The organism is Actinomycetospora straminea (genome assembly GCF_028737255.1).
Taxonomy (GTDB): domain Bacteria; phylum Actinomycetota; class Actinomycetes; order Mycobacteriales; family Pseudonocardiaceae; genus Actinomycetospora; species Actinomycetospora straminea.
Genome location: NZ_JAQZAN010000002.1, coordinates 129,020 through 150,840, shown reverse-complemented (window position 1 = coordinate 150,840; position 21,821 = coordinate 129,020). Strand labels below are relative to the sequence as shown.

Sequence of the window (21,821 nt, the reverse complement as noted above, 5' to 3'; positions counted from 1 at the left end):
CCCCCGACAACGACGCCCGCGGCGACACCGGTGATCCCCTAGCGTGGCGGGATGAGGATCGCGCTCGCGTTCCAGGGCGGCGGCAGCCACACCGCGTTCACGGCGGGCGTGGTGGCGCGCTGGGTGCGGCGCGGGGCGTTCGACGGCGACGAGGTGGTGGCCGTCAGCGGCACGTCGGGCGGGGCGATCAACGCGCTGCTCGTGTGGTCGGTGCTGCGCGAGGGCCGGCTCGACCGGGCGCCGGAGGTGCTCGAGGCCTTCTGGGAGGACAACGCCGCGCGGGGGCCGTTCGAGCGGTTCGGCAACGCCGTCGCCGTCGGCGCGGGCCTCGCGCAGAGCGTGGGCCTCGCCCCGCCGCTCAACCCCTACCTCCTCCCGCCGCCGTTCGACGGGCGCGCGGAGTTCCGCCGGCTCGTGCGCCGCCACGTCGACCTCGACGCGTTCGGGGTGGACACCGACGCCCGCCACCCGCGCCTCGTACTGGGCGCGGTCGACGTGCTCAGCGGCGCCTTCCGCGCCTTCGACAGCCGCCGTGACGTGATCACCGCCGACACCGTGCTCGCCTCCGCGGCCATCCCGACCCTGTTCCGCGCGGTCCGCCTCGACGGCGGCGCCTACTGGGACGGCCTGTTCTCCCAGAACCCGCCGGTGGCGCCGCTGCTCGACGACGACCCCGACGAGCTGTGGGTCGTGCAGATCAACCCCACGCGCCGCGACGACGAGCCGCGCACCACGCTCGACATCGCCGACCGGCGCAACGAGCTCGCCGGCAACCTCTCCCTCTACCAGGAGCTGGCGTCGATCGAGCGGATCGACCAGCTCCTCGCCGCCGGCACCCTCGTCCCGGAGAGCGGCTACCGGCAGGTCGCCGTCCGCGTCCTCGAGCTGACCCGCACCCCCGGCGCGGGCCTGCTCGGCGCGGCGTCGAAGGTCAACCGCGACGTGGCCTTCCTGCGCGAGCTGCGCCGTCGCGGCCGCCAGCAGGCCGACGTCTTCCTCGCCGCCCTGCGCTTCGAGCGGGCCTGGACCGACGGCGACGTCGCGGCGCTGCGCGCGCTGCTCGTCGACGCCGTGGTCACGATCCCTGACGCGCCCGACGACCCCGTCGCGTTCCTCGCCCGCACCGTCGTGCGCGACCCGACCCGCAAGGAGCTGGTCGGCGACGAGGTCACGTGGCGCGTGACCACCGCCGGCGCGCCCGGCGTGCTGACCGCCGTGTTCGTCGGCACGCACCTCGTCGCCCTGGGTCTCGGGCCGGTGCCGGAGAACGAGCGGTGAGCCCCGAGGCCCTGGTCCTGGGCCTGCTCAGCGCGGTCCGCGGCGTCCCGCTCGCGATCGTCTACGCCTTCCTGCTCACCGATCAGCCGCGCCGGCTCCTGCTCGCCTACGTCGCCGCCGGCGTCGTCGTGACCCTCGGCGTCGGCGTCGTCGTCGTGACCTGGCTGCACACCGGGACGCGCGAGGCGGACGACACCACCGGGCGGCTGCTCGTCGACCTCGTCCTCGGCGCCGTGGCCGTCCTCTGGGCCCTCCTGCGCCTGTCCGGTCGCGAGCTGCGGCGCGCCCGGACCCGGCCCGCGCGCAGCAGCGTCGTCCCGCCGGCCCTCGAACGCCGGCTGCGCGCCCCCACCGTCCCGCTGGCCGGGGCCGCAGGGTTCGCGACGAACCTCCCGGGCCTGTACTACCTGGCCGCCCTCGTCGCGATCCTCCAGACCCATCCGTCGGCGGTCTCGGGCATCGCCCAGGTCGCCGTCTACACGCTGCTGCGCTTCACCGTGCCCGTCGGCGCCCTGCTGCTCGTGGCCCTGCGCCCCGACCGGACGCTCGGGACCGTGCGCTCGCTGCACGCCTGGGGACGGCGCCACGCGCGGGTGCTGCTGGCGCTGCTGGTCGGGGCGGTGGGCGTCTACCTGCTGGTCAAGGCGCTCACCGGTCTCCTGGCCTGAGGACCTCCGGGTCGCGCCCGGTCAGCGCCCCCGGTTCTGGAACCACCACCGCAGCAGCAGCACGAGCGCCGCGAGGAGCCCGAGGATCGCCACGATCGTGCTCAGCGTGCCCCCGGTGGGGTCGAACGACGTGGCGGCGAGCGGGAGGTCGGGGACGGCCACGACCCGAGGCTACGCCCGGTTCGTCACGATCAGGCGCTGCTCCGGCTCTGCTCCGGGGCGGGTCGGGCGCCCCCGGGCGCCGACCTATCGTGGAGCCGTGCGGCTGACTCACTTCCGGCAGCTGATGGACGAGGAGTTCGGCGGCGTCCGCGCCGCGTCGATCTCCCGCGACCACGTCTTCGGCGGCCTCGGCGGGCGCACCGTCGAGCAGGCCCTCGAGGACGGTGACGAGCCCCGCGACGTCTGGCGGGTGGTGTGCGCGGAGTTCGAGGTGCCCACCGAGCGCCGGTGAGCGCCGGTGAGCGCCGGTGAGCGCCGGTGAGGACGCCGTTCGGCGCCCGACACGCCCGGACCCTGCCGGCCTCCCGGATCGAACACGTGTTCGTCTACCCTCCTCCGTACGGTCGTGCAGCGGCCCCAGCGCCGCCGCCGTCCGTCCACAACCGTCCCGTCCGTCCCCAGGGCGACCGGCTCCGCCACCGCGCTGTCGGACCCTCCGCCTAGCGTCGGCGTCCGAGAGTCGACCCCCTGACACCGAGGTGACACCCCATGCCACAGGCACCGGATCGCGACAAGGCGCTCGAGCTCGCCCTCGCGCAGATCGACAAGCAGTTCGGCAAGGGCTCGGTCATGCGCCTCGGGGACGAGGGCCGCGCGCCGATCAACGTCATCCCCACCGGATCGATCGCGCTCGACGTGGCTCTCGGGGTCGGCGGGCTGCCCCGGGGCCGGGTCGTCGAGATCTACGGGCCGGAGTCCTCGGGCAAGACGACGGTGACGCTGCACGCGGTCGCCAACGCCCAGGCCCAGGGCGGCATCGCGGCGTTCATCGACGCCGAGCACGCGCTCGACCCGGAGTACGCCAAGGCGCTCGGGGTCGACACGGACGCGCTGCTGGTGGCGCAGCCGGACACCGGTGAGCAGGCGCTCGAGATCATGGACATGCTGATCCGGTCGAACGCCCTGGACGTCATCGTCGTCGACTCGGTGGCCGCGCTCGTGCCGCGCGCCGAGATCGAGGGCGACATGGGCGACAGCCACGTCGGTCTGCAGGCGCGCCTCATGAGCCAGGCGCTGCGCAAGATCACCGGTGCGCTGAACGCCTCGGGCACGACGGCGATCTTCATCAACCAGCTGCGCGAGAAGGTCGGGGTCATGTTCGGCTCCCCGGAGACCACGACGGGTGGCCGGGCGCTGAAGTTCTACTCCTCGGTCCGCCTCGACATCCGCCGCATCGAGACGCTCAAGGACGGCGCCGACGCGGTCGGCAACCGCACGCGGGTCAAGGTCGTGAAGAACAAGGTGGCCCCGCCGTTCAAGCAGGCCGAGTTCGACATGATCTACGGCCACGGCATCTCGAAGGAGGGCTCGCTGATCGACATGGGTGTCGAGCAGGCGATCGTCCGCAAGTCGGGGGCCTGGTACACCTACGAGGGCGACCAGCTGGGGCAGGGCAAGGAGAACGCCCGCAAGTTCCTCAAGGACAACCCGGACGTCGCGCTCGAGATCGAGAAGCGGATCAAGGACAAGCTCGGCATCGGGCCGAAGCTCGACGCCGACGACAGCGCGCCCGCCCCGGTCGACTTCTGATCGGCGTGGCCGGCCGCCAGGGGGGTGCCCGCGAGGGGGTCGGGCGGCGCCGGACGCCGCGGGGGCGCGCGCCGGAGTCGTCCGCTCCCGTGGACCCCGACGGCACCGGCAGCACGCACGCCGCCGGCAGCACGCACGCCGCCGGCAGCACGCACGCGGCCGGCGACGACCCGCCCGCCGACCCCGAGTCCGTCGCGCGCACGATCTGCCTGAACCTGCTCACCAGCCGTGCCCGCTCCCGGGCCGAGCTGGCCGACGGTCTGGCCCGTCGCGGCGTCGAGGACGACGTCGCGCGCCGCGTGCTCGACCGGCTGGCCGCGGCCAAGCTGGTCGACGACGCCGCGTTCGCCGAGCAGTGGGTGTCGTCGCGGCACCGCCACCAGGGGCTCGGCAAGCGGGCGCTGGCCGGCGAGCTGCACCGCAAGGGCGTCGACCGGGAGACCGCGAGCGCGGCCGTCGACGAGATCGGGCGTGACGACGAGCGCGCCCGTGCCCGCGAGCTGGTCGACCGCAAGCTGCCCGCGATGGCCCGGCTCGACCACGCCGTGGCCGCCCGCCGCCTCGTCGGCATGCTCGCCCGCAAGGGCTACGACGCGGGCGTCGCGTACGCCGTGGTCCGCGAGGCGCTCGCCGAGCGCGACGCCGCCGAGGACACCCTCGAGGCCCTCCACGAGGCCGCCGACCACGACTGACGGCGCGTTCAGGACGTGAGGGTCCACCGGTGCGGGCCGCCGGTGCCGCCGAGGCGGCGCAGGAGCCGGGCGGAGGCGTCGTTGCCCTCGTCGACGTAGCCCATCACCTGGCGGACACCGTGCGCGGTCGCGTGGTCGAGCACCGCCCGGGCCGCCTCGGTGGCCCAGCCGCGGCCCCAGCGCTGCCGGGCCAGGCTGACGACGAGCTCGACCTCCTCACCGTTGGTCCGCGTCCCGCAACTGCCCTCGAGCGGGCCGTCCTCGCGTTCCCGGATCACCCACAGGCCGATGCCGGGCCGGGCCTCGCCGGCCGCGCGCACCGCTTCCGCGACGGCGGCGTCGTCGACCTCGACGCCGTCCCAGAGGAACCGGCGCACGTCGGGGTCCCGGTAGTGACCCACGAGGTCGGGCACGTCGGCGTCGGTCGCCGGGGTGAGCACGAGCCGCGGGGTGTAGAGGGGTACCGAGTCGGCCACGACGCCATCTTCGTCCCGGGTGGCCCCTGCCGCGGGACGGGGCCGCGGTGACCCGACGGGCGCCACCGCGACCCCGCAGGACGAGGGCTGCCGGGGGAGACGATCACCGAAGTGTCCATCGTCACGCCGTGGCACGAGGGTGACCCGGGCGACATGGGGGTTTGACGCGTCGTAGTGTGCGGCGCACCACAGAGCGTCGCCTCCGCGGAACGCGTCGCCACCGGCCGGGTCGGTCGGCGGCACGACCCGCCGATGTGCGCCCGTCACCGCAGACGAGGACCAAGACGAGGACCGGTGCCGTGACCACCACACACGACTCCGGGACGTACCGGCCACCGGCGCCGGGGCGACCCGACATCCGACAGCGCACCCTGCGCACCGACCGCTGGTGGCTGCCGCCGCTGGCGAACGCGCTGGGGCTCGCGACCTTCGTCGTCTACGCGACGATCCGGTCGCTCTGGGGCTCGGCGTACTACGTCGAGCAGTACCACTACCTCTCGCCGTTCTACTCGCCGTGCGTGAGCGCCTCGTGCATCCCGGAGGCCAGCCACCTCGGCCAGTGGTTCGGCGAGATGCCGTGGTTCCTGCCCTACGCGCTGGTCTCGCTGCCGTTCCTGCTGCTGTTCCGGCTAACGTGCTACTACTACCGGAAGTCGTACTACCGGGCGTTCTGGGCGTCGCCGCCCGCGTGCGCGGTCGCGGAGCCGCACACCACCTACAGCGGTGAGACGCGGTTCCCGCTGATCCTGCAGAACGCGCACCGGTACTTCTTCTACGTCGCGTTCCTGATCTCGATCCTCAACACCTACGACATGGTGCTGGGGTTCCAGAGCACCGACCCGATCACCGGGCAGACGTCGTTCGGGCTGGGGCTCGGCACGCTCATCCTGCTGATCAACGTCATCGGGCTGTGGCTCTACACGCTGTCGTGCCACTCGTGCCGCCACGTCACCGGCGGGCGTCTCAAGCACTTCTCGAAGCACCCGGTGCGCTACCGCCTGTGGACGACGATCTCGAAGCTCAACACCCGGCACATGCTGTTCGCCTGGCTGACGATCGGGACGCTGATCCTGACCGACTTCTACGTCATGCTCGTCGCGAGCGGCACCATCTCCGACCTGCGGATCGTGAACTGATGACCGACCCCGGAACCACCACGGCCTTCCAGGCCAGCGAGGCGGAGGCGACCGGCGACACCGCCGTCACCCACCACACCTACGACGTCGTCGTCATCGGCGCCGGCGGCGCGGGTCTGCGCGCCGCGATCGAGGCCCGCCTGCGCGGCAAGCGGGTCGCGATCATCTGCAAGTCGCTGTTCGGCAAGGCCCACACGGTCATGGCCGAGGGCGGCATCGCGGCCTCGATGGGCAACGCGAACCCCCGCGACAACTGGGAGGTCCACTTCCGCGACACCATGCGCGGGGGGAAGTTCCTCAACAACTGGCGCATGGCCGAGCTGCACGCCAAGGAGGCGCCGCAGCGCGTCTGGGAGCTCGAGACCTACGGGGCGCTGTTCGACCGCACCCCCGACGGCAAGATCAGCCAGCGGAACTTCGGCGGGCACAACTTCCCGCGCCTGGCCCACGTCGGCGACCGCACGGGCCTCGAGCTGATCCGCACCCTGCAGCAGAAGATCGTCTCGCTGCAGCAGGAGGACTTCGCGCGCACCGGCGACTACGAGTCCGACCTCGCGGTCTTCCACGAGTACACGATCACCGAGCTGCTCAAGGACGGCGACCGGATCGCCGGCGCCTTCGGCTACCGCCGCCCCACCGGCGACCTCGTCTGCTTCCACGCGGCCGCGGTGGTGCTCGCGACCGGCGGTGTCGGCAAGTCGTTCAAGGTCACGAGCAACTCGTGGGAGTACACCGGTGACGGCCACGCGCTGGCCATGCGCGCCGGGGCGAAGCTGCTCAACATGGAGTTCGTCCAGTTCCACCCCACGGGGATGGTCTGGCCGCCCAGCGTCAAGGGCATCCTCGTGACCGAGTCGGTCCGGGGTGACGGCGGCGTCCTCAAGAACTCCGAGGGCGAGCGCTTCATGTTCAACTACATCCCCGAGGTGTTCCGCGAGCAGTACGCGACCAGCGAGGACGAGGGCGACCGCTGGTACACCGACGCGGACAACAACCGGCGCCCGCCCGAGCTCCTGCCCCGGGACGAGGTCGCGCGCGCGATCAACAACGAGGTCAAGGAGGGGCGCGGGTCGCCCGCCGGCGGCGTCTACCTCGACGTCTCCAGCCGCATGCCTGCCGCGGAGATCACCAAGCGCCTGCCGTCGATGTACCACCAGTTCAAGGAGCTGGCCGACGTCGACATCACCGCCGGGCCCATGGAGGTCGGCCCGACCTGCCACTACGTCATGGGCGGGGTCGAGGTGGACCCGGACACGGCGGCGTCGGCGGTGCCGGGTCTGTTCGCGGCCGGCGAGGTCGCGGGCGGCATGCACGGCTCCAACCGGCTCGGCGGCAACTCGCTGTCCGACCTCCTGGTCTTCGGCTGCCGCGCGGGCGCCGGGGCGGCGGCGTACCTCGACGGGCTCGGCGGCTCCGTGCCGACCGTGTCCGACGAGTCGGTGACGGCGGCCCGCGAGGACGTGCTGCGCCCGATCGAGAACTCCGGCGGCGAGAACGCCTACACGGTGCACCAGGAACTGCAGCAGACGATGAACGACCTCGTCGGCATCATCCGCAAGGCCGACGAGATGGAGCTGGCGCTCAAGAAGCTCCACGAGCTCGCCGACCGCATCCCGCGGGTCGCGGTTGACGGGCGCCGCGCCTACAACCCGGGCTGGCACCTCGCGCTCGACCTGCGCAACATGCTCATGGTCAGCGAGTGCATCGCGATGGCCGCGCTCGAGCGGCAGGAGAGCCGCGGGGGCCACACCCGCGACGACTACCCGACGATGGACGAGAACTGGCGCCGCGAGTTGCTCGTCTGCTCGCTGCGCGACGGTGAGGTGCAGCTCGAGCACCAGGGCCAGCCGGCCATGCGCTCCGACCTCTTCGACCTGTTCGAGATGGACGAGCTCAAGAAGTACTACACCGGCGACGAGCTGGGCGGGCACCGCTCGGACGCGCCGCCGCGCACGGAACGCGGCACCGAGGACGCGGGCGGCGACCCGGGCGGCGAGCTCACCGGAGGGGGAGCGTAGGCATGGGCTACCAGGCGAAGTTCAAGGTCTGGCGGGGCGACGCGGAGGGCGGCGACTTCGTCGACTACCGCGTGGACGTCGAGGAGGGCGAGGTCGTCCTCGACATCATGCACCGGCTCCAGGCCACCCAGGCCGGCGACATGGCGGTGCGCTGGAACTGCAAGGCCGGCAAGTGCGGCTCGTGCAGCGCCGAGGTCAACGGGCGTCCGCGGCTGATGTGCATGACGCGGATGTCGACGTTCGGCGAGGACGAGGAGATCTCGGTCGCGCCGATCCGGACGTTCCCGGTGATCCGCGACCTCGTCACGGACGTCGACTTCAACTACGCCAAGGCGCGCGAGGTCCCGGCGTTCGCGCCGCCCGAGGGTGTCGCGCCCGGCGAGTACCGGATGTCCCAGGTGGACGTCGAGCGCTCGCAGGAGTTCCGCAAGTGCATCGAGTGCTTCCTGTGCCAGAACGTCTGCCACGTGGTGCGCGACCACGAGGAGAACAAGGAGCCGTTCTCCGGCCCGCGCTTCCTCATGCGGATCGCCGAGCTGGACATGCACCCGCTCGACGTCCGCAACCGCAAGGAGGACGCGCAGGAGGACCACGGTCTCGGCTACTGCAACATCACCAAGTGCTGCACCGAGGTCTGCCCCGAGCACATCAAGATCACCGACAACGCGCTGATCCCCATGAAGGAGCGCGTCGTCGACCGGAAGTACGACCCGCTGGTGTGGCTCGGTAAGAAGATCTTCAAGCGGCAGGAGCTGGAGCAGCGCGGGCCGGCGGGCGCCCGCTCGCTCGACGCCCCGGGGCCCGACAACGGCTCCGCGCTCGACGCCGACCGCATCGGGCACATCGAGCAGCGGGGCGGGGCCCAGGCCTGAGTCGCCCCGAGCCGCGCGGCGGACCCGTGTCCCGGGGACACGGGTCAGCCGGGCTCGGGCGTCGGGTGCGCGCGGGCTCAGCCGTCCCGGGGTGGGGCAGCGGTCCCGTCGCCGGTCGTCCCGCCGGTGGTCCCGCGGGTCGCCCCGCCGGTGGTCCCGCGGGTCGCCCCGCCGGCGGGTTCGTCCGTGACGGCGGTCGGCTCGTCGGAGGCGCTGGCCGGCTCGTCGGGGTCTTCGGCGCCGGGATCCAGCTCGCGGTGGTACACGGGCTGGCCGCAGGCGAAGCCCAGCATGAGGAGTGCGAGCAGCGCGGCGAACGGGGCGATGAAGAACGGCATGGTCGTGGCGAGCCAGGGCCAGCCGTCGGACTCGAGGTCGGCGCGGGTGGGGTCGGCCGGGTCGACGACGACGTCGACCACGGCGCCCACGGGGATGTCCTCGCGGAAGGTGCTGATCTCCACCGGGATCGTGGTCCCGGCGGGGACGACGTCGAGCTCGTCCGCCATGCCCATCTTCGTGTGCAGGTCGACCTCGACCACCCGGGCGGAGACGACCTCGCCGCGCACCGCCAGCATCAGCGCGTCCCAGGTGGCCGAGCCGCCCTGCCACAGGAGGAAGACGGTGCCGCACACGAATCCCAGCGTGGCGACGGCGTACCCCACACGCCCGGCGCGCGTGGGCCTGACGTAGCCGGGCGGCAGCTCCTCGACATCACCCATCTGCCACTCCTTGTCCGCCTTGAGTTGCACAGAGAGTAGCAGTAGTCGTGAGTCGACACCGTTGAGGAAGCTCTGAGAGCCGTCAGCGATCACCGACGGTGAGATCGCGGCGCATGGCGACCCGGGGCCAGCGGTCCAGCCCCCGGGCGATCTCGGCCCGGCGAACGGCGCGCAGGCCCGGGCCGAGCTCGTCGTCGTCCAGCGCCCGGAACCCGAGCCGGGCGTAGTACGGCGCGTTCCACGGGACGTCGACGAACGTGGTCAGCGTGATCGCCGACCGCCCCGCCGCGCGGGCGCGGGCCACCAGGTCCTCGACCAGCGACGCCCCGATCCCGCGCCGGGCGTGGGAGGGGTCCACCGACACCTGCTCGAGGTGCGCCTCGCCGTCGACGACGTCGTCCATGAGGTATGCGACGGGTCGGCCGGCGTCGGCGACCACCCACAGCCCGCCGCGGTCCCGCGCGCCCTGCAGCACGACGGTGGAGGGCGGGGTGTCGTCGGCGATCTCGTCCATCCCGACCTCGCGGAACACCGCCCCGGCGGCGATCTCGACCTGCCGGAGGAGGTCGAGCTCGTCGCCGCGTGCGGCGCGGAGCACCAGCGGTGCCGACGGGTGGGCGCCGGACGTCACCGCGCTGCCCCGCGGTCGACGGCGGGCCCCCTCCCGCCGGTGGTCACGCGTCGTCCGGGCGCTCGGTCGGCGCCACCGTGAGGACGTTCGGGTTGCGTCGCGTCCGGGCCTCGAGCCAGGTGGCCAGCGCCGACAGCACCAGGCACAGCGCGATGTAGATGACCGCGACCACCATCGCGACCGGGATGAGCGGCGAGCCCAGGGTCGCGTTGGATCCGAGGAACTGGGCCTGGAAGAGCAGCTCCGGGTAGGTGATGAGGAAGCCCAGGGCCGAGTCCTTGAGCAGCACCACGAGCTGGCTCACGATCGCCGGGAGCATCGAGCGGATCGCCTGCGGCAGCAGCACCAGCCGCATGACGCCGGACTTGCGCAGGCCCAGGGCGTAGGCGGCCTCCGACTGCCCGCGCGGCACGGCGAGCACGCCCGCGCGGAAGACCTCGGCGAGGACGGCGCCGTTGTAGAGCGTCAGCCCCAGCACCACGGCGGCGTAGGTCGAGACCGTGATCCCGACCGACGGCATGCCGTAGTAGAAGAGGAACATCAGCACGACCAGGGGCACCGCCCGGAAGAGCTCGACGATCCCCGTCGAGAAGGAGCGCAACCAGGAGTGGTCGGAGAGCCGCCCGAGGGCGAGCGCCGCACCGAGGACCAGCGCGAGCACGGCACCGGACGCGAACGCCCGCAGGGTGTTGACCAGCCCGTCGAGCAGCGCGAGCTGGACGTTCTCGTAGAGGATCCACTCCCACGCGCGGGCGTCGAGCTGGCCGGTCGCCGCCAGCCGCCAGATGACGACGCCGACGAGGGCGGCCACCACCAGCAGCGTGATGACCCCGGCGGTGGTGTTGCGGGCCCTCGCCTTCGGCCCCGGGACGTCGAAGAGGACCGCCGTGGGGGCGCTCACCGGGCCACGCTCCAGCGCTTCTCGAGGCGCCGCTGCAGCAGCGTCAGGGGGATGACCAGGACGATGAAGCCCAGCGCGACCCACAGCAGGGCCACCAGCGTCGAACCGCCCTGCTCGTTGACGGCCCGGTAGAAGCCGCCGGCCTCGAACACGGAGAAGCCGGCGGCGACGGTCGTGTTCTTGAGCAGGGCGATCTGGACGCTGGTCAGCGGCGGCATCACCGAGCGCACCGCCTGCGGCAGCACGACGACCGTCAGCGTTTGGCTGAAGCCGAGCCCCAGCGCCCGGGCCGCCTCGGCCTGACCGGCGGAGACGGTGCTGATCCCGCCGCGCACGACCTCGCAGACGAACGCCGCGGTGTAGAGCGAGAGGCCGATCACGGCGAGGAGGAAGAACGGCAGGTAGAAGAAGAGCTTCGTGAACCCGAGCGCGAAGAAGAACAGCACGAGGGTCAGCGGGGTGTTGCGCAGCAGCGTCACGTAGGCCGTGCCCGTGATGCGCATGGCGGGGACCGGGCTGACCCGCATCGCGGCCAGCACGACGCCGAGGATCAGCGACGCGATCGCGGACAGGACGAACAGGCCGATCGTGCCGCCGAAGCGGGTGAGGTACTCCGGCAGGTTGCCGAACAGGACGTCCATGGGCCCTCCCTCCGCCGACCCGTGGGTGCTCGCCCGGGCGGGGCGGACACCCACGGGGCGCGGATGGCTCAGTAGCGCTCGATGGGCGGGGGCTGCGGGGCCGGGGTGCCGGAGCGGCCCAGCGTCTCGTTGTAGAGCCGCGTCCAGGTGCCGTCGTTCTCGGCGGCCTGCAACAGGTCGTTGACCTTGGCGCGCATCGCCGCGTCGTCGCGGTTCATGCCGATCCCGTACGGCTCCTGGGAGAACGTCTGGCCGACGACGCGCAGCTGGTCGGGCGTCTGCGCGGCGTAGCCGGCGAGGATCGCGTTGTCCGTGGTCACGGCGTCGACCTGACCGCCGCGCAGGGCGTCGACGCACTGCGAGTAGTTCTGGAACTCGACCACGTTCTGCGTGAGGTTCTGCTCGCGGACCCGCTGGATCGGGGTCGAGCCGGTCGCCGAGCACACCCGCTTGCCCTGCAGCGTCTGCGGGCCGGTGATCGACTGGTCGTCGGCGCGGACGAGGAGGTCCTGGCCGGCGACGAAGTACGGGCCGGCGAAGCCCACGCGCTGCTTGCGGCTGTTGTTGATCGTGTAGGTGCCGACGTAGAGGTCGACGTCGCCGCGCGAGATCGCGTCCTCGCGGGCCGCCGACGGGATGACCCGGTACTCGATCTGCTCGGGCGGTACGCCCAGCCCGGCGGCGACCATCCGGCCGATCTCGATGTCGAAGCCGGTGTACTGGCCGGTGGTCGGGTCCTGGATACCGAGGCCCGGCTGGTCGTTCTTGACGCCGAGCACGAGGCGCCCGCCGCGCTGCTGGATCGCCGCGAACGTCGGCGAGCCCGGGACCTGCACGTTCTGGGCGACGGGCGACCCCGCCACGGGCTGGCCTCCCGGACTGCCCTCGCGACCGCACGCGGCGCCGAACGCCATCGCGAGCACCGCGAGGAGCACGCCCAGGGTGCGGAGTGAGACGAGACGTCCCATTCGACGGCTCCTTCCGATCTAGTGGGTGAGGATCTTCCCGAGGAAGTCGCGGGCCCGTTCGGTGGCGGGCCGGGAGAAGAAGCTGTCCGGCGTGGTGTCCTCGACGATCTCGCCGTCGGCCATGAACACGACGCGGTGCGCCGCGCGCCGGGCGAAGCCCATCTCGTGGGTGACGACGACCATCGTCATGCCGTCCTTCGCGAGGCCGCCCATGACGTCGATGACCTCGCCGACCATCTCCGGGTCGAGCGCCGAGGTCGGCTCGTCGAAGAGCATGACCTTGGGCTCCATGGCGAGGGCGCGGGCGATGGCCACGCGCTGCTGCTGGCCGCCGGAGAGCTGGGCGGGGTACTTGCCCGACTGGTCGCCGATGCCGACGCGGTCGAGCAGCGCCCGCGCCCGCTCCTGCGCCTCGCCCTTCGGGACGCCGCGCACGCGGGTCGGCGCGAGGGTGACGTTGTCGAGGATCGTCATGTGGGCGAACAGGTTGAACTGCTGGAACACCATGCCCACGTCGGAGCGCAGCTTCGCGAGCTCGCGCCCCTCGGCCGGCAGCGGGACGCCGTCGATCTCGATGGTGCCGCCGTCGATCGGCTCGAGGCGGTTGATCGCCCGGCACAGCGTCGACTTGCCCGAGCCGGACGGCCCGAGGACGACGACGACCTCGCCGCGGGCGACCTCGAGGTCGATGTCGCGCAGCACGTGCAGGTCGCCGAAGTGCTTGTCCACCCCGGCCATGCGCACCATCGGTGTCCCGGACCCCGGTGTGGGGGCGGGTGCGGGGGGCGCTCCCGCGTCCGGCGCGGTCTCGTCGCTCATCTCCCGCGGACCTCCTCGCTGTGCCGTGCGTCACCGGTGGTGGACGGACGGTGCCAGCGCCACGAACGGGGCGTCCACGCTCTTGAGGAAGACTTAGGGTTGCCGCACCGGGCCGTCATCCGGGGGTTACTCCGGACGGCCGTGGCGGGAGGAGGCGGACGTGCGGGTGCTCGTCGTGGAGGACGACGACCGGGTCGCCGCCGCCCTGCGCGCGGCCCTGACCCGCCACGAGATGCAGGTCGAGCGGGTCGGCCACGGGCTCGCGGTGCTCCCGAAGCTGGCCGGCGCCGACGTCGTGCTGCTCGACCTCGGCCTGCCCGACGTCGACGGGCTCGAGGTGTGCCGGCGCATCCGCGACGCGGGCGACGTCCCGGTGATCGTCGTCAGCGCCCGGGGCAGCGTCGACGAGCGCATCCTCGGGCTGCACCACGGCGCCGACGACTACCTGGTCAAGCCCTACGACGTCGGCGAGCTCGTGGCCCGCATCCACGCCGTGCGCCGGCGCCGGGGGAACGGGGCGCCGCACGCCGCCCCGGCCCCGGTGACCGACCTCGGCGACGGCGTCGTCCTCGACCGCGCCCGTCACACGCTGACCGTCGACGGCGCCGACGTCGCGCTCTCGCGCAAGGAGTTCGCGGTGCTCGCCCTGCTGGCCGACGCCGACGGGGCGGTGTGCACCCGCGACCGCATCGTGGCCGAGGTGTGGGGGCGGCGGTGGCCGGGCGCGGACCGCACGCTCGACGTCCACGTCGCCACGCTGCGGACCAAGCTCGCCCGCCCCGGGATGGTGGCGACGGTGCGGGGCGTGGGGTACCGGCTCGCCGCGGGGACCTGATCCGTGCGCGCCCGGCTGCTCGTCGTCTTCTCGGTGCTGGTCGGGCTGCTGGTGCTCGGGCTGGGGCTGCCGCTCGCGGCGGCGTCGGCGGCGGCTGCGACGTCGGGGCTGTTCGCCGACCGCCTCGGCGACACGACCCGCTTCGCCGCGCTCGCCCAGCGCCCGGTCGGCGACGGCGACACGAGCGCGCTGGCCGCCGAGCTCGTCCGCTACGACGAGATCTACGGCATCGCCGCGCTGGTCGTCGACCGGGACGGGCGGGTGCTGGCGTCGTCGCGACCCACGGTCCCGGAGCCCGCGGCACGCCGGGTGCAGCTCGCGCTCGCCGGGCAGCGGTCGGAGCCCCCGGAGGCCGTGTGGCCGTGGGACGGCGAGCCGCTGCTGCTGGCCGAGCCGGTGCTCGTGGGCGGCGAGGTCCGCGGCGCGGCGGTGACGATCTCGCCGACGACCCCGGCGCGCTGGGAGACGCTGCGCGCGTGGGCGGCGCTCGCGGGAGCCGGCCTGGTGGCGCTGGCGGTGGCGGCGGGGCTCGCGCTGCCGCTGGTGCGCTGGATCCTCGCGCCGGTCGAGAGCCTCGACGCCGGCACCGCCCAGGTCGCCGCTGCGGTCCGCGCGGGTCGGGCGCCCCAGCCGGTCGGCGACGGGCGCGGCCCGCCCGAGCTGCGGCGCCTGAGCCGGCACTTCGACCAGATGGCGGCCGGGGTCAGCCAGGCGCTGGAGTCCCAGCGGGCGTTCGTCGCCGACGCCGGCCACCAGCTGCGCAACCCGCTGACCGCGCTGCGGTTGCGGATGCAGAACGTCGGCGCGGCCCTCGCCGTCCCCGACGCCCGGGTGGACCCCGACCTGATGGCGGCGCTGCGCGAGGAGCACGGGTCGGCCCTGGAGGAGGTCGACCGTCTCGGTGAGGTGCTCGAGTCCCTGCTCGCGCTCGCCCGCACCGACGGGCGGCCCGTCGACCCCGTCCCCGTGCGCGTCGACCCCGTCCTGGTCGACCGGCTCGATGCGTGGCGCGTGCTCGCCGAGCACGACGGCCTGCGGCTGACCCGGCGTGGCCCCGGGGGGCTGGTCATCAGCTCGGACCCGGTCCTGCTCGCCACCGTGCTCGACGCGGTGCTCGACAACGCGGTGAAGTACTCACCGGCCGGCGGCGAGGTCGCGCTCACCACCGCACGGGTCGACGGGAGGGTGGAGATCGCGGTCCGCGACCACGGTCCGGGTCTCGCCCCGGCGGACCTCGCCCGCGCCACCGACCGCTTCTGGCGGGCGTCCTCGACGGCGGGCGAGCCCGGCAGCGGGCTGGGTCTGGCGATCGCCGCGCGGGGTGCGGAGCGCGGAGGAGGGGAGCTCGCGCTGGAGCTGCCCGACGACGGTGGCCTGCGGGTGGTGCTGCGCTTCCCGCGGCCGGACGCGGCCGCGGGGAGCGCGGTCCCTCCGGCGGACGCCGCCGGAGGGACCTGAGCGACGCCTCCCGGTCAGCGTCACGACCACGTCAGGTGGTGACGGCTCAGAGTCCCTTCGCCGCGCGGAAGGCGGCGAGGGCTCCGACGTGCAGGGGAACGGGTTGGGTGCCGATGGCGGTGCGCGGGTCGATGCTGCGTCCCGCGGGGTCGGCGGACGCCAGGGTCGCGCGGCTGGCCAGCATGACGCGCACGAGGTCCTCGGCGAGGTCGGCCGGCAGGTCGGCGGTGACCAGCAGGACGTTGCGCACGGTCGTCGTGCTGATCGGGTCGACGAGACCGTAGGTGCCCGCCGGCACCGTGGTGACGTCGTAGACGGGGTAGCGGGTGCGCAGGCGCGCGGTCTCCTCACCGAGGTCGAGCAGGCGGACGGGGCGGGCGCCGGCGAGGCCGTCGACGCCGGTGGTGGGCACCCCGCCGGACCAGAAGAAGGCGTCGATCTCCCCGCGCTCCAGGGCCGCCGCGGAGTCGTCGAGGCCGAGCAGCACGGCGTCGGTGTCGCGCTCGGCGGTGAGGCCGACGGTGGCGAGCAGGCGCGGGGCGATGACGAGCACGCCGGAGTTGCGCGCGCCCACCGACACCCGGCGGCCCGCGAGGTCCGCGAGCCGTCGGATCGGCGACTCGGCGGGCACGACGACGTGGATCGCGTCGTCGTGCACCCGCGCCAGCGCCTGGAGCGGGAACCGCGGCCGCGCCCCGTCGACGGCGCCGTCGACCGCGACGTCCGCCGCGCAGAACGCCACCCGTGCGCGACCGGACACGAGCATCCCGACGTTGTCGACCGACCCCTCGCTGCCCAGCACCCCGGTCGGCACCCCCGGGTCGGTGCGCCACAGCGCGGCCAGCGCCTCCCCGAGGCGGCGGTAGACGCCCTGCGGGCCCCCGGTCGCGACGACGACCGGGGTCGCGTCCGGCGGGGCGCAGCCCGCGGCGAGCAGCGCGGCGCCCAGCCCGGCGCCCAGCCCGCCGCGCAGCACCGCGCGACGACCCACGGCCCGGCTCATCCGCGCATCGTGCCAGCCCGGCGGCGCGATCGACGGGTGCGCGATCCACTCATCCCGGGCAGGCTTCCCCCGTGCCCGACGACACCGCGAACGCCACCGCGACCGACGCCCCGGGCGAGGGGTCCCTGGTCCGGGCGATCGGCCCCAAGCTGCTCGTCTTCTTCATCATCGGCGACATCCTCGGCACGACGATCTACGCCCTGACCGGGACGGTGTCCGAACGGGTCGGCGGCGCGCTGTGGCTGCCGTTCCTGCTCGCGTTCGTCGTCGCGTTCATGACGGCGTTCAGCTACCTCGAGCTGGTCGGCAAGTACCCCCGCGCGGCGGGCGCGGCCCTCTACACCCAGCTGGCGTTCCGCCGGCCGTTCCTCACCTTCGTCGTCGCCTTCACGGTGATGTGCTCGGGCATCACCTCGGCGGCCTCGGCCGCGCAGGCGTTCGGCGGGCGCAACCTCGAGGCGATCGTCGGCGAGCTGCCGGGATGGGTGACGCCGCTGGTGGTCGTGGCGTTCCTGCTGATGCTGGCGGTCATCAACTTCCGGGGCGTCGGCGAGTCGGTGCGCGTGAACGTCGTGCTCACGACCATCGAGCTCCTCGGCCTGGCGATCGTCATCGTGCTGGGCGCCTGGGCGGTGATCAACGGGGCCGGCGACGCCTCGCGGCTGGGGCAGTTCGCGACCTCGGCGCCCGACAGCTCGATCTTCTCCGAGCCCGCCGTGCTGCTGGCGATCTCGTCGGCGACCGCGCTCGCCTTCTTCGCCATGGTCGGCTTCGAGGACTCGGTCAACATGGCCGAGGAGACCGTCGACCCGCCCCGGACCTTCCCGCGGGCGATGCTGCTCGCCATGGGCATCACGGCCACGATCTACCTGGTCGTCGCGCTGCTGGCCTCGACGCTGGTACCCACCGAGGAGCTCGCCGCGGCGGAGAGCGGGGCCCTGCTCCGGGTGGTCCAGACCGCGTCGCCGTCGTTCCCGGCCGTCGTGTTCGCGGCCATCACGCTCTTCGCCGTCACGAACACGGCGCTGATCAACATGATGATGGCCAGCCGGCTGCTCTACGGGATGGGACGCGAGCGGATCATCCCGGACGCCTTCTCCAAGGTGCACCCCGGCCGGCGCACGCCGTGGCTCGCGATCGTCGTCACCAGCGCGCTCGCCATCGTGCTGGTGCTGCTGCTCGAGATCTCCGAGCTCGGCAGCATGACCTCGTTGCTGCTGCTCGCGGTGTTCACGCTGGTCAACATCGCGGTGCTGGTGCTGCGCCGCGACGAGGTCGGCCACCGGCACTTCCGCGCCCCGACGGCCGTCCCGATCGTGGCCGCGGTGCTGTGCGCGTTCCTCGCGAGCCCCTTCTCCGGGCGCCCGCCCAAGGAGTACCTGTTCGCCGGGATCCTGCTGCTGCTCGGCGTCGCCCTGTGGGGCGTGAACCGCCTGACCACCGGGCGCCGGGAGGACTTCGACGCCAGCACGCTGGGGAAGTGACGGGCGCCTACCCTGGGCGGTGATGACCGCAGGCAGCTTCCACATCCGCACCCACGGGTGCCAGATGAACGTGCACGACTCCGAGCGCCTCGCGGGCGTGCTGGAGGAGGCCGGCTACTCCCACACCGACGACGCCGACGCCGCCGACCTCGTCGTGTTCAACACCTGCGCGGTCCGCGAGAACGCCGACAACAAGCTCTACGGCCAGCTCGGGCGCCTGGCGCCGGAGAAGGCGCGGCGGCCCGGGATGCAGATCGCGGTCGGCGGCTGCCTCGCGCAGAAGGACCGCGACACGGTCGTCGCGAAGGCGCCGTGGGTCGACGTCGTGTTCGGCACCCACAACACCGGCTCGCTGCCGGCGCTGCTCGAGCGCGCGCGGCACAACGGCGAGGCGCAGGTGGAGATCCTCGAGGCGCTCGAGACCTTCCCGTCGCACCTGCCCGCGCGCCGCGACTCCGCCTACGCGGGCTGGGTGTCGATCTCGGTCGGCTGCAACAACACCTGCACCTTCTGCATCGTCCCCTCGCTGCGCGGCAAGGAGGTCGACCGGCGGCCCGGCGAGATCCTCGCCGAGGTCGAGGCGCTGGTCGCCGAGGGCGTCCTCGAGGTGACGCTGCTCGGCCAGAACGTCAACGCCTACGGGGTCTCGTTCGAGGACCGCGCGAGCGGGCGCACCGCGTTCGCCGACCTGCTGCGCGCCTGCGGGCGGGTCGACGGTCTCGAGCGGGTCCGGTTCACCAGCCCGCACCCGCGCGACTTCACCTCCGACGTCATCACCGCGATGGCCGAGACCCCGAACGTCTGCCCGCAGCTGCACATGCCGCTGCAGTCGGGGTCGGACCGGGTGCTCAAGGCGATGCGCCGCTCGTACCGCGCGAAGCGCTACCTCGACATCGTCGACGAGGTCCGCGCGGCCATGCCCGACGCGGCGCTGACCACGGACATCATCGTCGGCTTCCCCGGTGAGACCGAGGAGGACTTCGCCGAGACGCTGCGCGTCGTCGAGGCCTCGCGGTTCAGCCAGGCCTTCACGTTCCAGTACTCGCCGCGGCCCGGGACGCCGGCCGCGACGTTGCCGGACCAGGTGCCGAAGGCGGTCGTCCAGGAGCGCTACGACCGGCTCGTCGCGCTGCAGGAGGACATCGCGCTGCAGCTCAACCGGGAGCAGGTCGGGCGGGAGCTCGAGCTGATCGTCTCCACCGGCGAGGGCCGCAAGGACACCGCGACCCGGCGGATGAGCGGGCGGGCCCGCGACGGCCGGCTGGTGCACTTCACGCCGACGGGCACCGCCGACGCGATCCGCCCCGGGGACGTCGTCACGGTCCGGGCCACCTACGGCGCGCCGCACCACGTCGTCGCCGACGGGGACGTCCTGACCCACCGCCGCACCCGCGCGGGCGACGCCCACGCCGCGGGGCAGCGGCCCACCACGCCGCGCACCACGGGGCTGGGACTCCCGACGCTGGGGCCGCCGGCCGTCGCCCCCGAGCCCGCGGGCTGCTCGGCGACCCTGCAGGAGGTCTGAGCCGTGACCGACCGCTCCACCGACGGCCGCCCGCCGGCGCCGCCCCGGCCCTCGGCGCGGGTCGACTTCGGGCCCGGCGCGCTCGTCGCCGCCGTCGCGGTGCTCGTGCTGCTCCTCGCCGCGGTGCTGCCGTGGACCGGGCTCGGCGCCTCGGGCTGGGAGGTCGTCCTCGGCCGGCCCGGCGTCACCGGCCTGCCGCAGCTGTTCGGCACGCTCGCGGTGGTGTTCGGCGTGGTCGGCACCGCGGTCTGCCTGCTCACCGGGCGCTGGCCGGCGGTGTTCGTCACCGCGGCCGGGTGCACCATCACGTCGGTGACGGGGCTGTGGGCGATCTGGTCGCAGAACACCAGCGCCGGCACCGGGCCCGGGATCGGGCTGTGGCTCGCCCTGCTGGCGATGATCGTGCTCGCCGTGCGCTGGGCGAGCTACGCGTTCTCGCGGCGGTAGCTACCGGGTCGCGTCCTCCGCGGCCGCGAGCCACTCGCGCCACTGCGCGGCCTGGCGCTCGGCCTCCTGCGCGCGGCGGCGGTCGCCCGCGGCGTGGGCCTTCGCGGCCTGGGCCTCGTACTGCTCGACCCGCGCCCGGAACTGCCCGACGCGCGCCTCGGTCTCGGGGTCGGTGGCCTGCCAGCGGCGGTCGACCGCGGCCCGGACCCGGTCCTCGACCTCCTTGAGCCGCGCGGAGAACTCGCGCACCCGCTCGCGGGGCACCTTCCCGATCGCGTCCCAGCGTTCCTGCACGTCCCGCAGCGCCGCGCGGGCCGCGTCGGTGTCGGCGAGGTCGATGCGCGCGGCCTCGGCGAGCAGCTCCTCCTTGGCCGCCGCGTTGCCCTCGAACTCGGCGTCGCGGGCGGAGAACGCCGCCGACCGGCGGGAGAAGAACGTGTCCTGGGCACCCCGGAACCGCGCCCACAGGGCGTCGTCGGCCTCCTTGCTGGTGCGCCCGGCGGCCTTCCAGTCGGCCATGAGCTCCTTGTAGCGCCCGGCCGTGGGTCCCCAGTCGGTGGAGTCGACGAGCGACTCGGCCTCGGCGACCAGCTCCTCCTTGCGCCCCTTGGCCGCGGTGCGGGCCCGGTCGAGCTCGGCGAAGTGGGCGCCGCGGCGGCGGGCGAAGGTCTCGCGCGCCCGGGAGAAGCGCTTCCAGAGGGCGTCGTCGGTCTTGCGGTCGATCCCCTTGACCGACTTCCACTCCTCGATCATCGCCTGGAAGCGGTCGCCGGCGTGCTTCCAGCGCGTCGTCTCCTCGGCCAGCGTCTCGGCCTCGGCGATGAGGGCCTCCTTGCGCGCGACGGCGTCGTCGCGGGCGCCCGCGCGGGCCGCGCGCTCGGTCTCCTCGGCCTGCTCGGCGGCGGTGACGACGGCGTCGAGACGGTGCCCGAGCCCGACGACGTCGCCGACGACCGCGGCGTCGGCGAGGCGCTCGCGCAGGGCGGTGGCGCTGCGCAGGATGGCGCGCGCGTCCCCGCGACCGGCGGTGAGGCGGCGGACCAGCAGGTCGGTCTCGGTGCGCAGGTCGTCGAAGCGCAGCGCGAAGTGCGCGAGGCCCTCGGTGGCGTCGCCGGCCTGCCAGGAGCCGACCGCCCGCTCGCCCTCGGCCGTCGTCACGTACACCGTGCCGTCGGCGTCGACGCGCCCCCAGCGGCCCGGGTCGCTCGCGGCGGAGCTCACCGACGGGAACGACGGCGCGCTCCCGGTGGGGCCGGGGGTCGGCGCGGCCGCGACCGGCGGGGCCGGTGGGACGGCCCCCTCGGCGGGGTCCGCCCCGTCGGGGACGTCGGGGACGTCGGCGGCCTGCGGGGCCTGCGGGGCCTGCGGTGCCTCGGGGGCCTCCGGGGCGCGCGTGACCGCCGAGGCCACCGGGACCTCCGCGGCCTGCTCGTCGGTCATCGAGCCCGACACCTCCCGCTCCTACGGTCCGGGCATTCAAGCAGGTCCGGCGACCGGG

23 protein-coding genes are annotated in these 21,821 nt (G+C 73.8%); 13 read left to right on the top strand and 10 right to left on the bottom strand.

Annotated features, from left to right (window positions below; all coding sequences use genetic code 11):
• The first annotated feature begins 51 nt into the window (after positions 1-51).
• A complete protein-coding gene (locus PH190_RS03965; RefSeq protein WP_274230196.1) occupies positions 52-1,278 on the top strand; it encodes a patatin-like phospholipase family protein in 1,227 nt (408 codons plus the stop codon).
• Positions 1,275-1,946, top strand: a complete 672-nt coding sequence (locus PH190_RS03960; RefSeq protein WP_274230195.1) for a GAP family protein — start codon at positions 1,275-1,277, stop codon at positions 1,944-1,946. The genes PH190_RS03965 and PH190_RS03960 overlap by 4 nt, the downstream gene beginning before the upstream one ends.
• Positions 1,947-1,967: 21 nt before the next feature.
• Here the strand turns inward: PH190_RS03960 and PH190_RS03955 are convergent, their stop codons facing one another.
• Positions 1,968-2,108: a hypothetical protein gene (locus PH190_RS03955; RefSeq protein WP_274230194.1), complete on the bottom strand. Its 141-nt coding sequence runs from the start codon at positions 2,106-2,108 to the stop codon at positions 1,968-1,970.
• Between the two features lie 97 nt (positions 2,109-2,205).
• Between PH190_RS03955 and PH190_RS03950 the strand changes: the two genes are divergently transcribed.
• The 3 genes from PH190_RS03950 to PH190_RS03940 all read left to right on the top strand — a co-directional run bounded on the left by PH190_RS03950 (position 2,206) and on the right by PH190_RS03940 (position 4,390).
• Positions 2,206-2,400, top strand: a complete 195-nt coding sequence (locus PH190_RS03950) for a DUF3046 domain-containing protein (RefSeq protein WP_274230193.1) — start codon at positions 2,206-2,208, stop codon at positions 2,398-2,400.
• Between the two features lie 257 nt (positions 2,401-2,657).
• Complete coding sequence (gene recA, locus PH190_RS03945; RefSeq protein ID WP_274230192.1) at positions 2,658-3,698, top strand: recombinase RecA; 1,041 nt, start codon at positions 2,658-2,660, stop codon at positions 3,696-3,698.
• Positions 3,699-3,787: 89 nt separating this feature from the next.
• Positions 3,788-4,390, top strand: a complete 603-nt coding sequence (locus PH190_RS03940; protein ID WP_337993792.1) for a regulatory protein RecX — start codon at positions 3,788-3,790, stop codon at positions 4,388-4,390.
• A gap of 8 nt (positions 4,391-4,398) precedes the next feature.
• On the opposite strand, the gene PH190_RS03935 is transcribed toward PH190_RS03940, so the two are convergent.
• Positions 4,399-4,866: a GNAT family N-acetyltransferase gene (locus PH190_RS03935; RefSeq protein WP_274230191.1), complete on the bottom strand. Its 468-nt coding sequence runs from the start codon at positions 4,864-4,866 to the stop codon at positions 4,399-4,401.
• Between the two features lie 299 nt (positions 4,867-5,165).
• Between PH190_RS03935 and PH190_RS03930 the strand changes: the two genes are divergently transcribed.
• Genes PH190_RS03930 through PH190_RS03920 form a run of 3 tightly spaced genes read left to right on the top strand, consistent with a single transcriptional unit; the run spans position 5,166 to position 8,892 of the window.
• Positions 5,166-6,002, top strand: a complete 837-nt coding sequence (locus tag PH190_RS03930) for a hypothetical protein (protein ID WP_274230190.1) — start codon at positions 5,166-5,168, stop codon at positions 6,000-6,002.
• Complete coding sequence (locus PH190_RS03925; RefSeq protein WP_274230189.1) at positions 6,002-8,020, top strand: fumarate reductase/succinate dehydrogenase flavoprotein subunit; 2,019 nt, start codon at positions 6,002-6,004, stop codon at positions 8,018-8,020. Before PH190_RS03930 ends, PH190_RS03925 begins: the two co-directional genes overlap by 1 nt.
• Before the next feature lie 2 nt (positions 8,021-8,022).
• Positions 8,023-8,892, top strand: a complete 870-nt coding sequence (locus tag PH190_RS03920) for a succinate dehydrogenase/fumarate reductase iron-sulfur subunit (protein WP_274230188.1) — start codon at positions 8,023-8,025, stop codon at positions 8,890-8,892.
• A gap of 77 nt (positions 8,893-8,969) precedes the next feature.
• Here PH190_RS03920 and PH190_RS03915 read toward each other — a convergent pair whose 3' ends face one another.
• From PH190_RS03915 to PH190_RS03890, 6 genes are all read right to left on the bottom strand, one after another.
• The gene (locus tag PH190_RS03915; RefSeq protein ID WP_274230187.1) at positions 8,970-9,611 is read right to left on the bottom strand and encodes a DUF3592 domain-containing protein; all 642 of its coding nucleotides are present in this window, start codon (positions 9,609-9,611) and stop codon (positions 8,970-8,972) included.
• A gap of 82 nt (positions 9,612-9,693) precedes the next feature.
• Entirely contained in the window at positions 9,694-10,209 is a 516-nt protein-coding gene (locus PH190_RS03910; protein WP_274230456.1) for a GNAT family N-acetyltransferase, read from the bottom strand.
• A 76-nt stretch (positions 10,210-10,285) separates the two neighbouring features.
• Positions 10,286-11,143, bottom strand: a complete 858-nt coding sequence (locus tag PH190_RS03905; RefSeq protein WP_274230186.1) for an amino acid ABC transporter permease — start codon at positions 11,141-11,143, stop codon at positions 10,286-10,288.
• On the bottom strand, positions 11,140-11,784 hold the full coding sequence (locus PH190_RS03900) for an amino acid ABC transporter permease (RefSeq protein WP_274230185.1): 645 nt from the start codon (positions 11,782-11,784) through the stop codon (positions 11,140-11,142). Before PH190_RS03900 ends, PH190_RS03905 begins: the two co-directional genes overlap by 4 nt.
• Positions 11,785-11,852: 68 nt before the next feature.
• Positions 11,853-12,752 carry a glutamate ABC transporter substrate-binding protein gene (locus PH190_RS03895; protein ID WP_274230184.1) on the bottom strand — a complete coding sequence of 300 codons (900 nt, stop codon included), beginning with the start codon at positions 12,750-12,752 and terminating at the stop codon, positions 11,853-11,855.
• An 18-nt stretch (positions 12,753-12,770) separates the two neighbouring features.
• On the bottom strand, positions 12,771-13,499 hold the full coding sequence (locus tag PH190_RS03890; RefSeq protein WP_274230455.1) for an amino acid ABC transporter ATP-binding protein: 729 nt from the start codon (positions 13,497-13,499) through the stop codon (positions 12,771-12,773).
• 232 nt (positions 13,500-13,731) lie between these two features.
• Here PH190_RS03890 and PH190_RS03885 point away from each other — a divergent pair, with 232 nt between their 5' ends.
• Both PH190_RS03885 and PH190_RS03880 read left to right on the top strand, forming a co-directional pair.
• Positions 13,732-14,406 (top strand): response regulator transcription factor, encoded by a 675-nt coding sequence (locus PH190_RS03885; RefSeq protein ID WP_274230183.1) that lies wholly within the window; start codon positions 13,732-13,734, stop codon positions 14,404-14,406.
• Between the two features lie 3 nt (positions 14,407-14,409).
• A complete protein-coding gene (locus PH190_RS03880) occupies positions 14,410-15,864 on the top strand; it encodes a sensor histidine kinase (protein WP_274230182.1) in 1,455 nt (484 codons plus the stop codon).
• A gap of 46 nt (positions 15,865-15,910) precedes the next feature.
• On the opposite strand, the gene PH190_RS03875 is transcribed toward PH190_RS03880, so the two are convergent.
• A complete protein-coding gene (locus PH190_RS03875) occupies positions 15,911-16,867 on the bottom strand; it encodes a TAXI family TRAP transporter solute-binding subunit (RefSeq protein ID WP_274230181.1) in 957 nt (318 codons plus the stop codon).
• 71 nt (positions 16,868-16,938) lie between these two features.
• Between PH190_RS03875 and PH190_RS03870 the strand changes: the two genes are divergently transcribed.
• Genes PH190_RS03870 through PH190_RS03860 form a run of 3 tightly spaced genes read left to right on the top strand, consistent with a single transcriptional unit; the run spans position 16,939 to position 20,323 of the window.
• Positions 16,939-18,351, top strand: a complete 1,413-nt coding sequence (locus PH190_RS03870; RefSeq protein WP_274230180.1) for an APC family permease — start codon at positions 16,939-16,941, stop codon at positions 18,349-18,351.
• A 22-nt stretch (positions 18,352-18,373) separates the two neighbouring features.
• A complete protein-coding gene (miaB, locus tag PH190_RS03865; protein ID WP_274230179.1) occupies positions 18,374-19,876 on the top strand; it encodes a tRNA (N6-isopentenyl adenosine(37)-C2)-methylthiotransferase MiaB in 1,503 nt (500 codons plus the stop codon).
• Between the two features lie 3 nt (positions 19,877-19,879).
• Complete coding sequence (locus PH190_RS03860) at positions 19,880-20,323, top strand: Rv2732c family membrane protein (protein WP_274230178.1); 444 nt, start codon at positions 19,880-19,882, stop codon at positions 20,321-20,323.
• On the opposite strand, the gene PH190_RS03855 is transcribed toward PH190_RS03860, so the two are convergent.
• Positions 20,324-21,763 (bottom strand): DUF349 domain-containing protein, encoded by a 1,440-nt coding sequence (locus PH190_RS03855; RefSeq protein ID WP_274230177.1) that lies wholly within the window; start codon positions 21,761-21,763, stop codon positions 20,324-20,326. It abuts the gene before it with no gap.
• Positions 21,764-21,821 lie beyond the last annotated feature (58 nt).

Coding starts and splice junctions, on each gene's coding strand:
- PH190_RS03895 (WP_274230184.1), bottom strand. CDS start 12,752: ATGGGACGTCTCGTCTCACTCCGCACCCTGGGCGTGCTCCTCGCGGTG.
- PH190_RS03875 (WP_274230181.1), bottom strand. CDS start 16,867: ATGAGCCGGGCCGTGGGTCGTCGCGCGGTGCTGCGCGGCGGGCTGGGC.
- PH190_RS03965 (WP_274230196.1), top strand. CDS start 52: ATGAGGATCGCGCTCGCGTTCCAGGGCGGCGGCAGCCACACCGCGTTC.
- PH190_RS03915 (WP_274230187.1), bottom strand. CDS start 9,611: ATGGGTGATGTCGAGGAGCTGCCGCCCGGCTACGTCAGGCCCACGCGC.
- recA (WP_274230192.1), top strand. CDS start 2,658: ATGCCACAGGCACCGGATCGCGACAAGGCGCTCGAGCTCGCCCTCGCG.
- PH190_RS03920 (WP_274230188.1), top strand. CDS start 8,023: ATGGGCTACCAGGCGAAGTTCAAGGTCTGGCGGGGCGACGCGGAGGGC.
- PH190_RS03890 (WP_274230455.1), bottom strand. CDS start 13,499: ATGGTGCGCATGGCCGGGGTGGACAAGCACTTCGGCGACCTGCACGTG.
- miaB (WP_274230179.1), top strand. CDS start 18,374: ATGACCGCAGGCAGCTTCCACATCCGCACCCACGGGTGCCAGATGAAC.
- PH190_RS03900 (WP_274230185.1), bottom strand. CDS start 11,784: ATGGACGTCCTGTTCGGCAACCTGCCGGAGTACCTCACCCGCTTCGGC.
- PH190_RS03855 (WP_274230177.1), bottom strand. CDS start 21,763: ATGACCGACGAGCAGGCCGCGGAGGTCCCGGTGGCCTCGGCGGTCACG.
- PH190_RS03925 (WP_274230189.1), top strand. CDS start 6,002: ATGACCGACCCCGGAACCACCACGGCCTTCCAGGCCAGCGAGGCGGAG.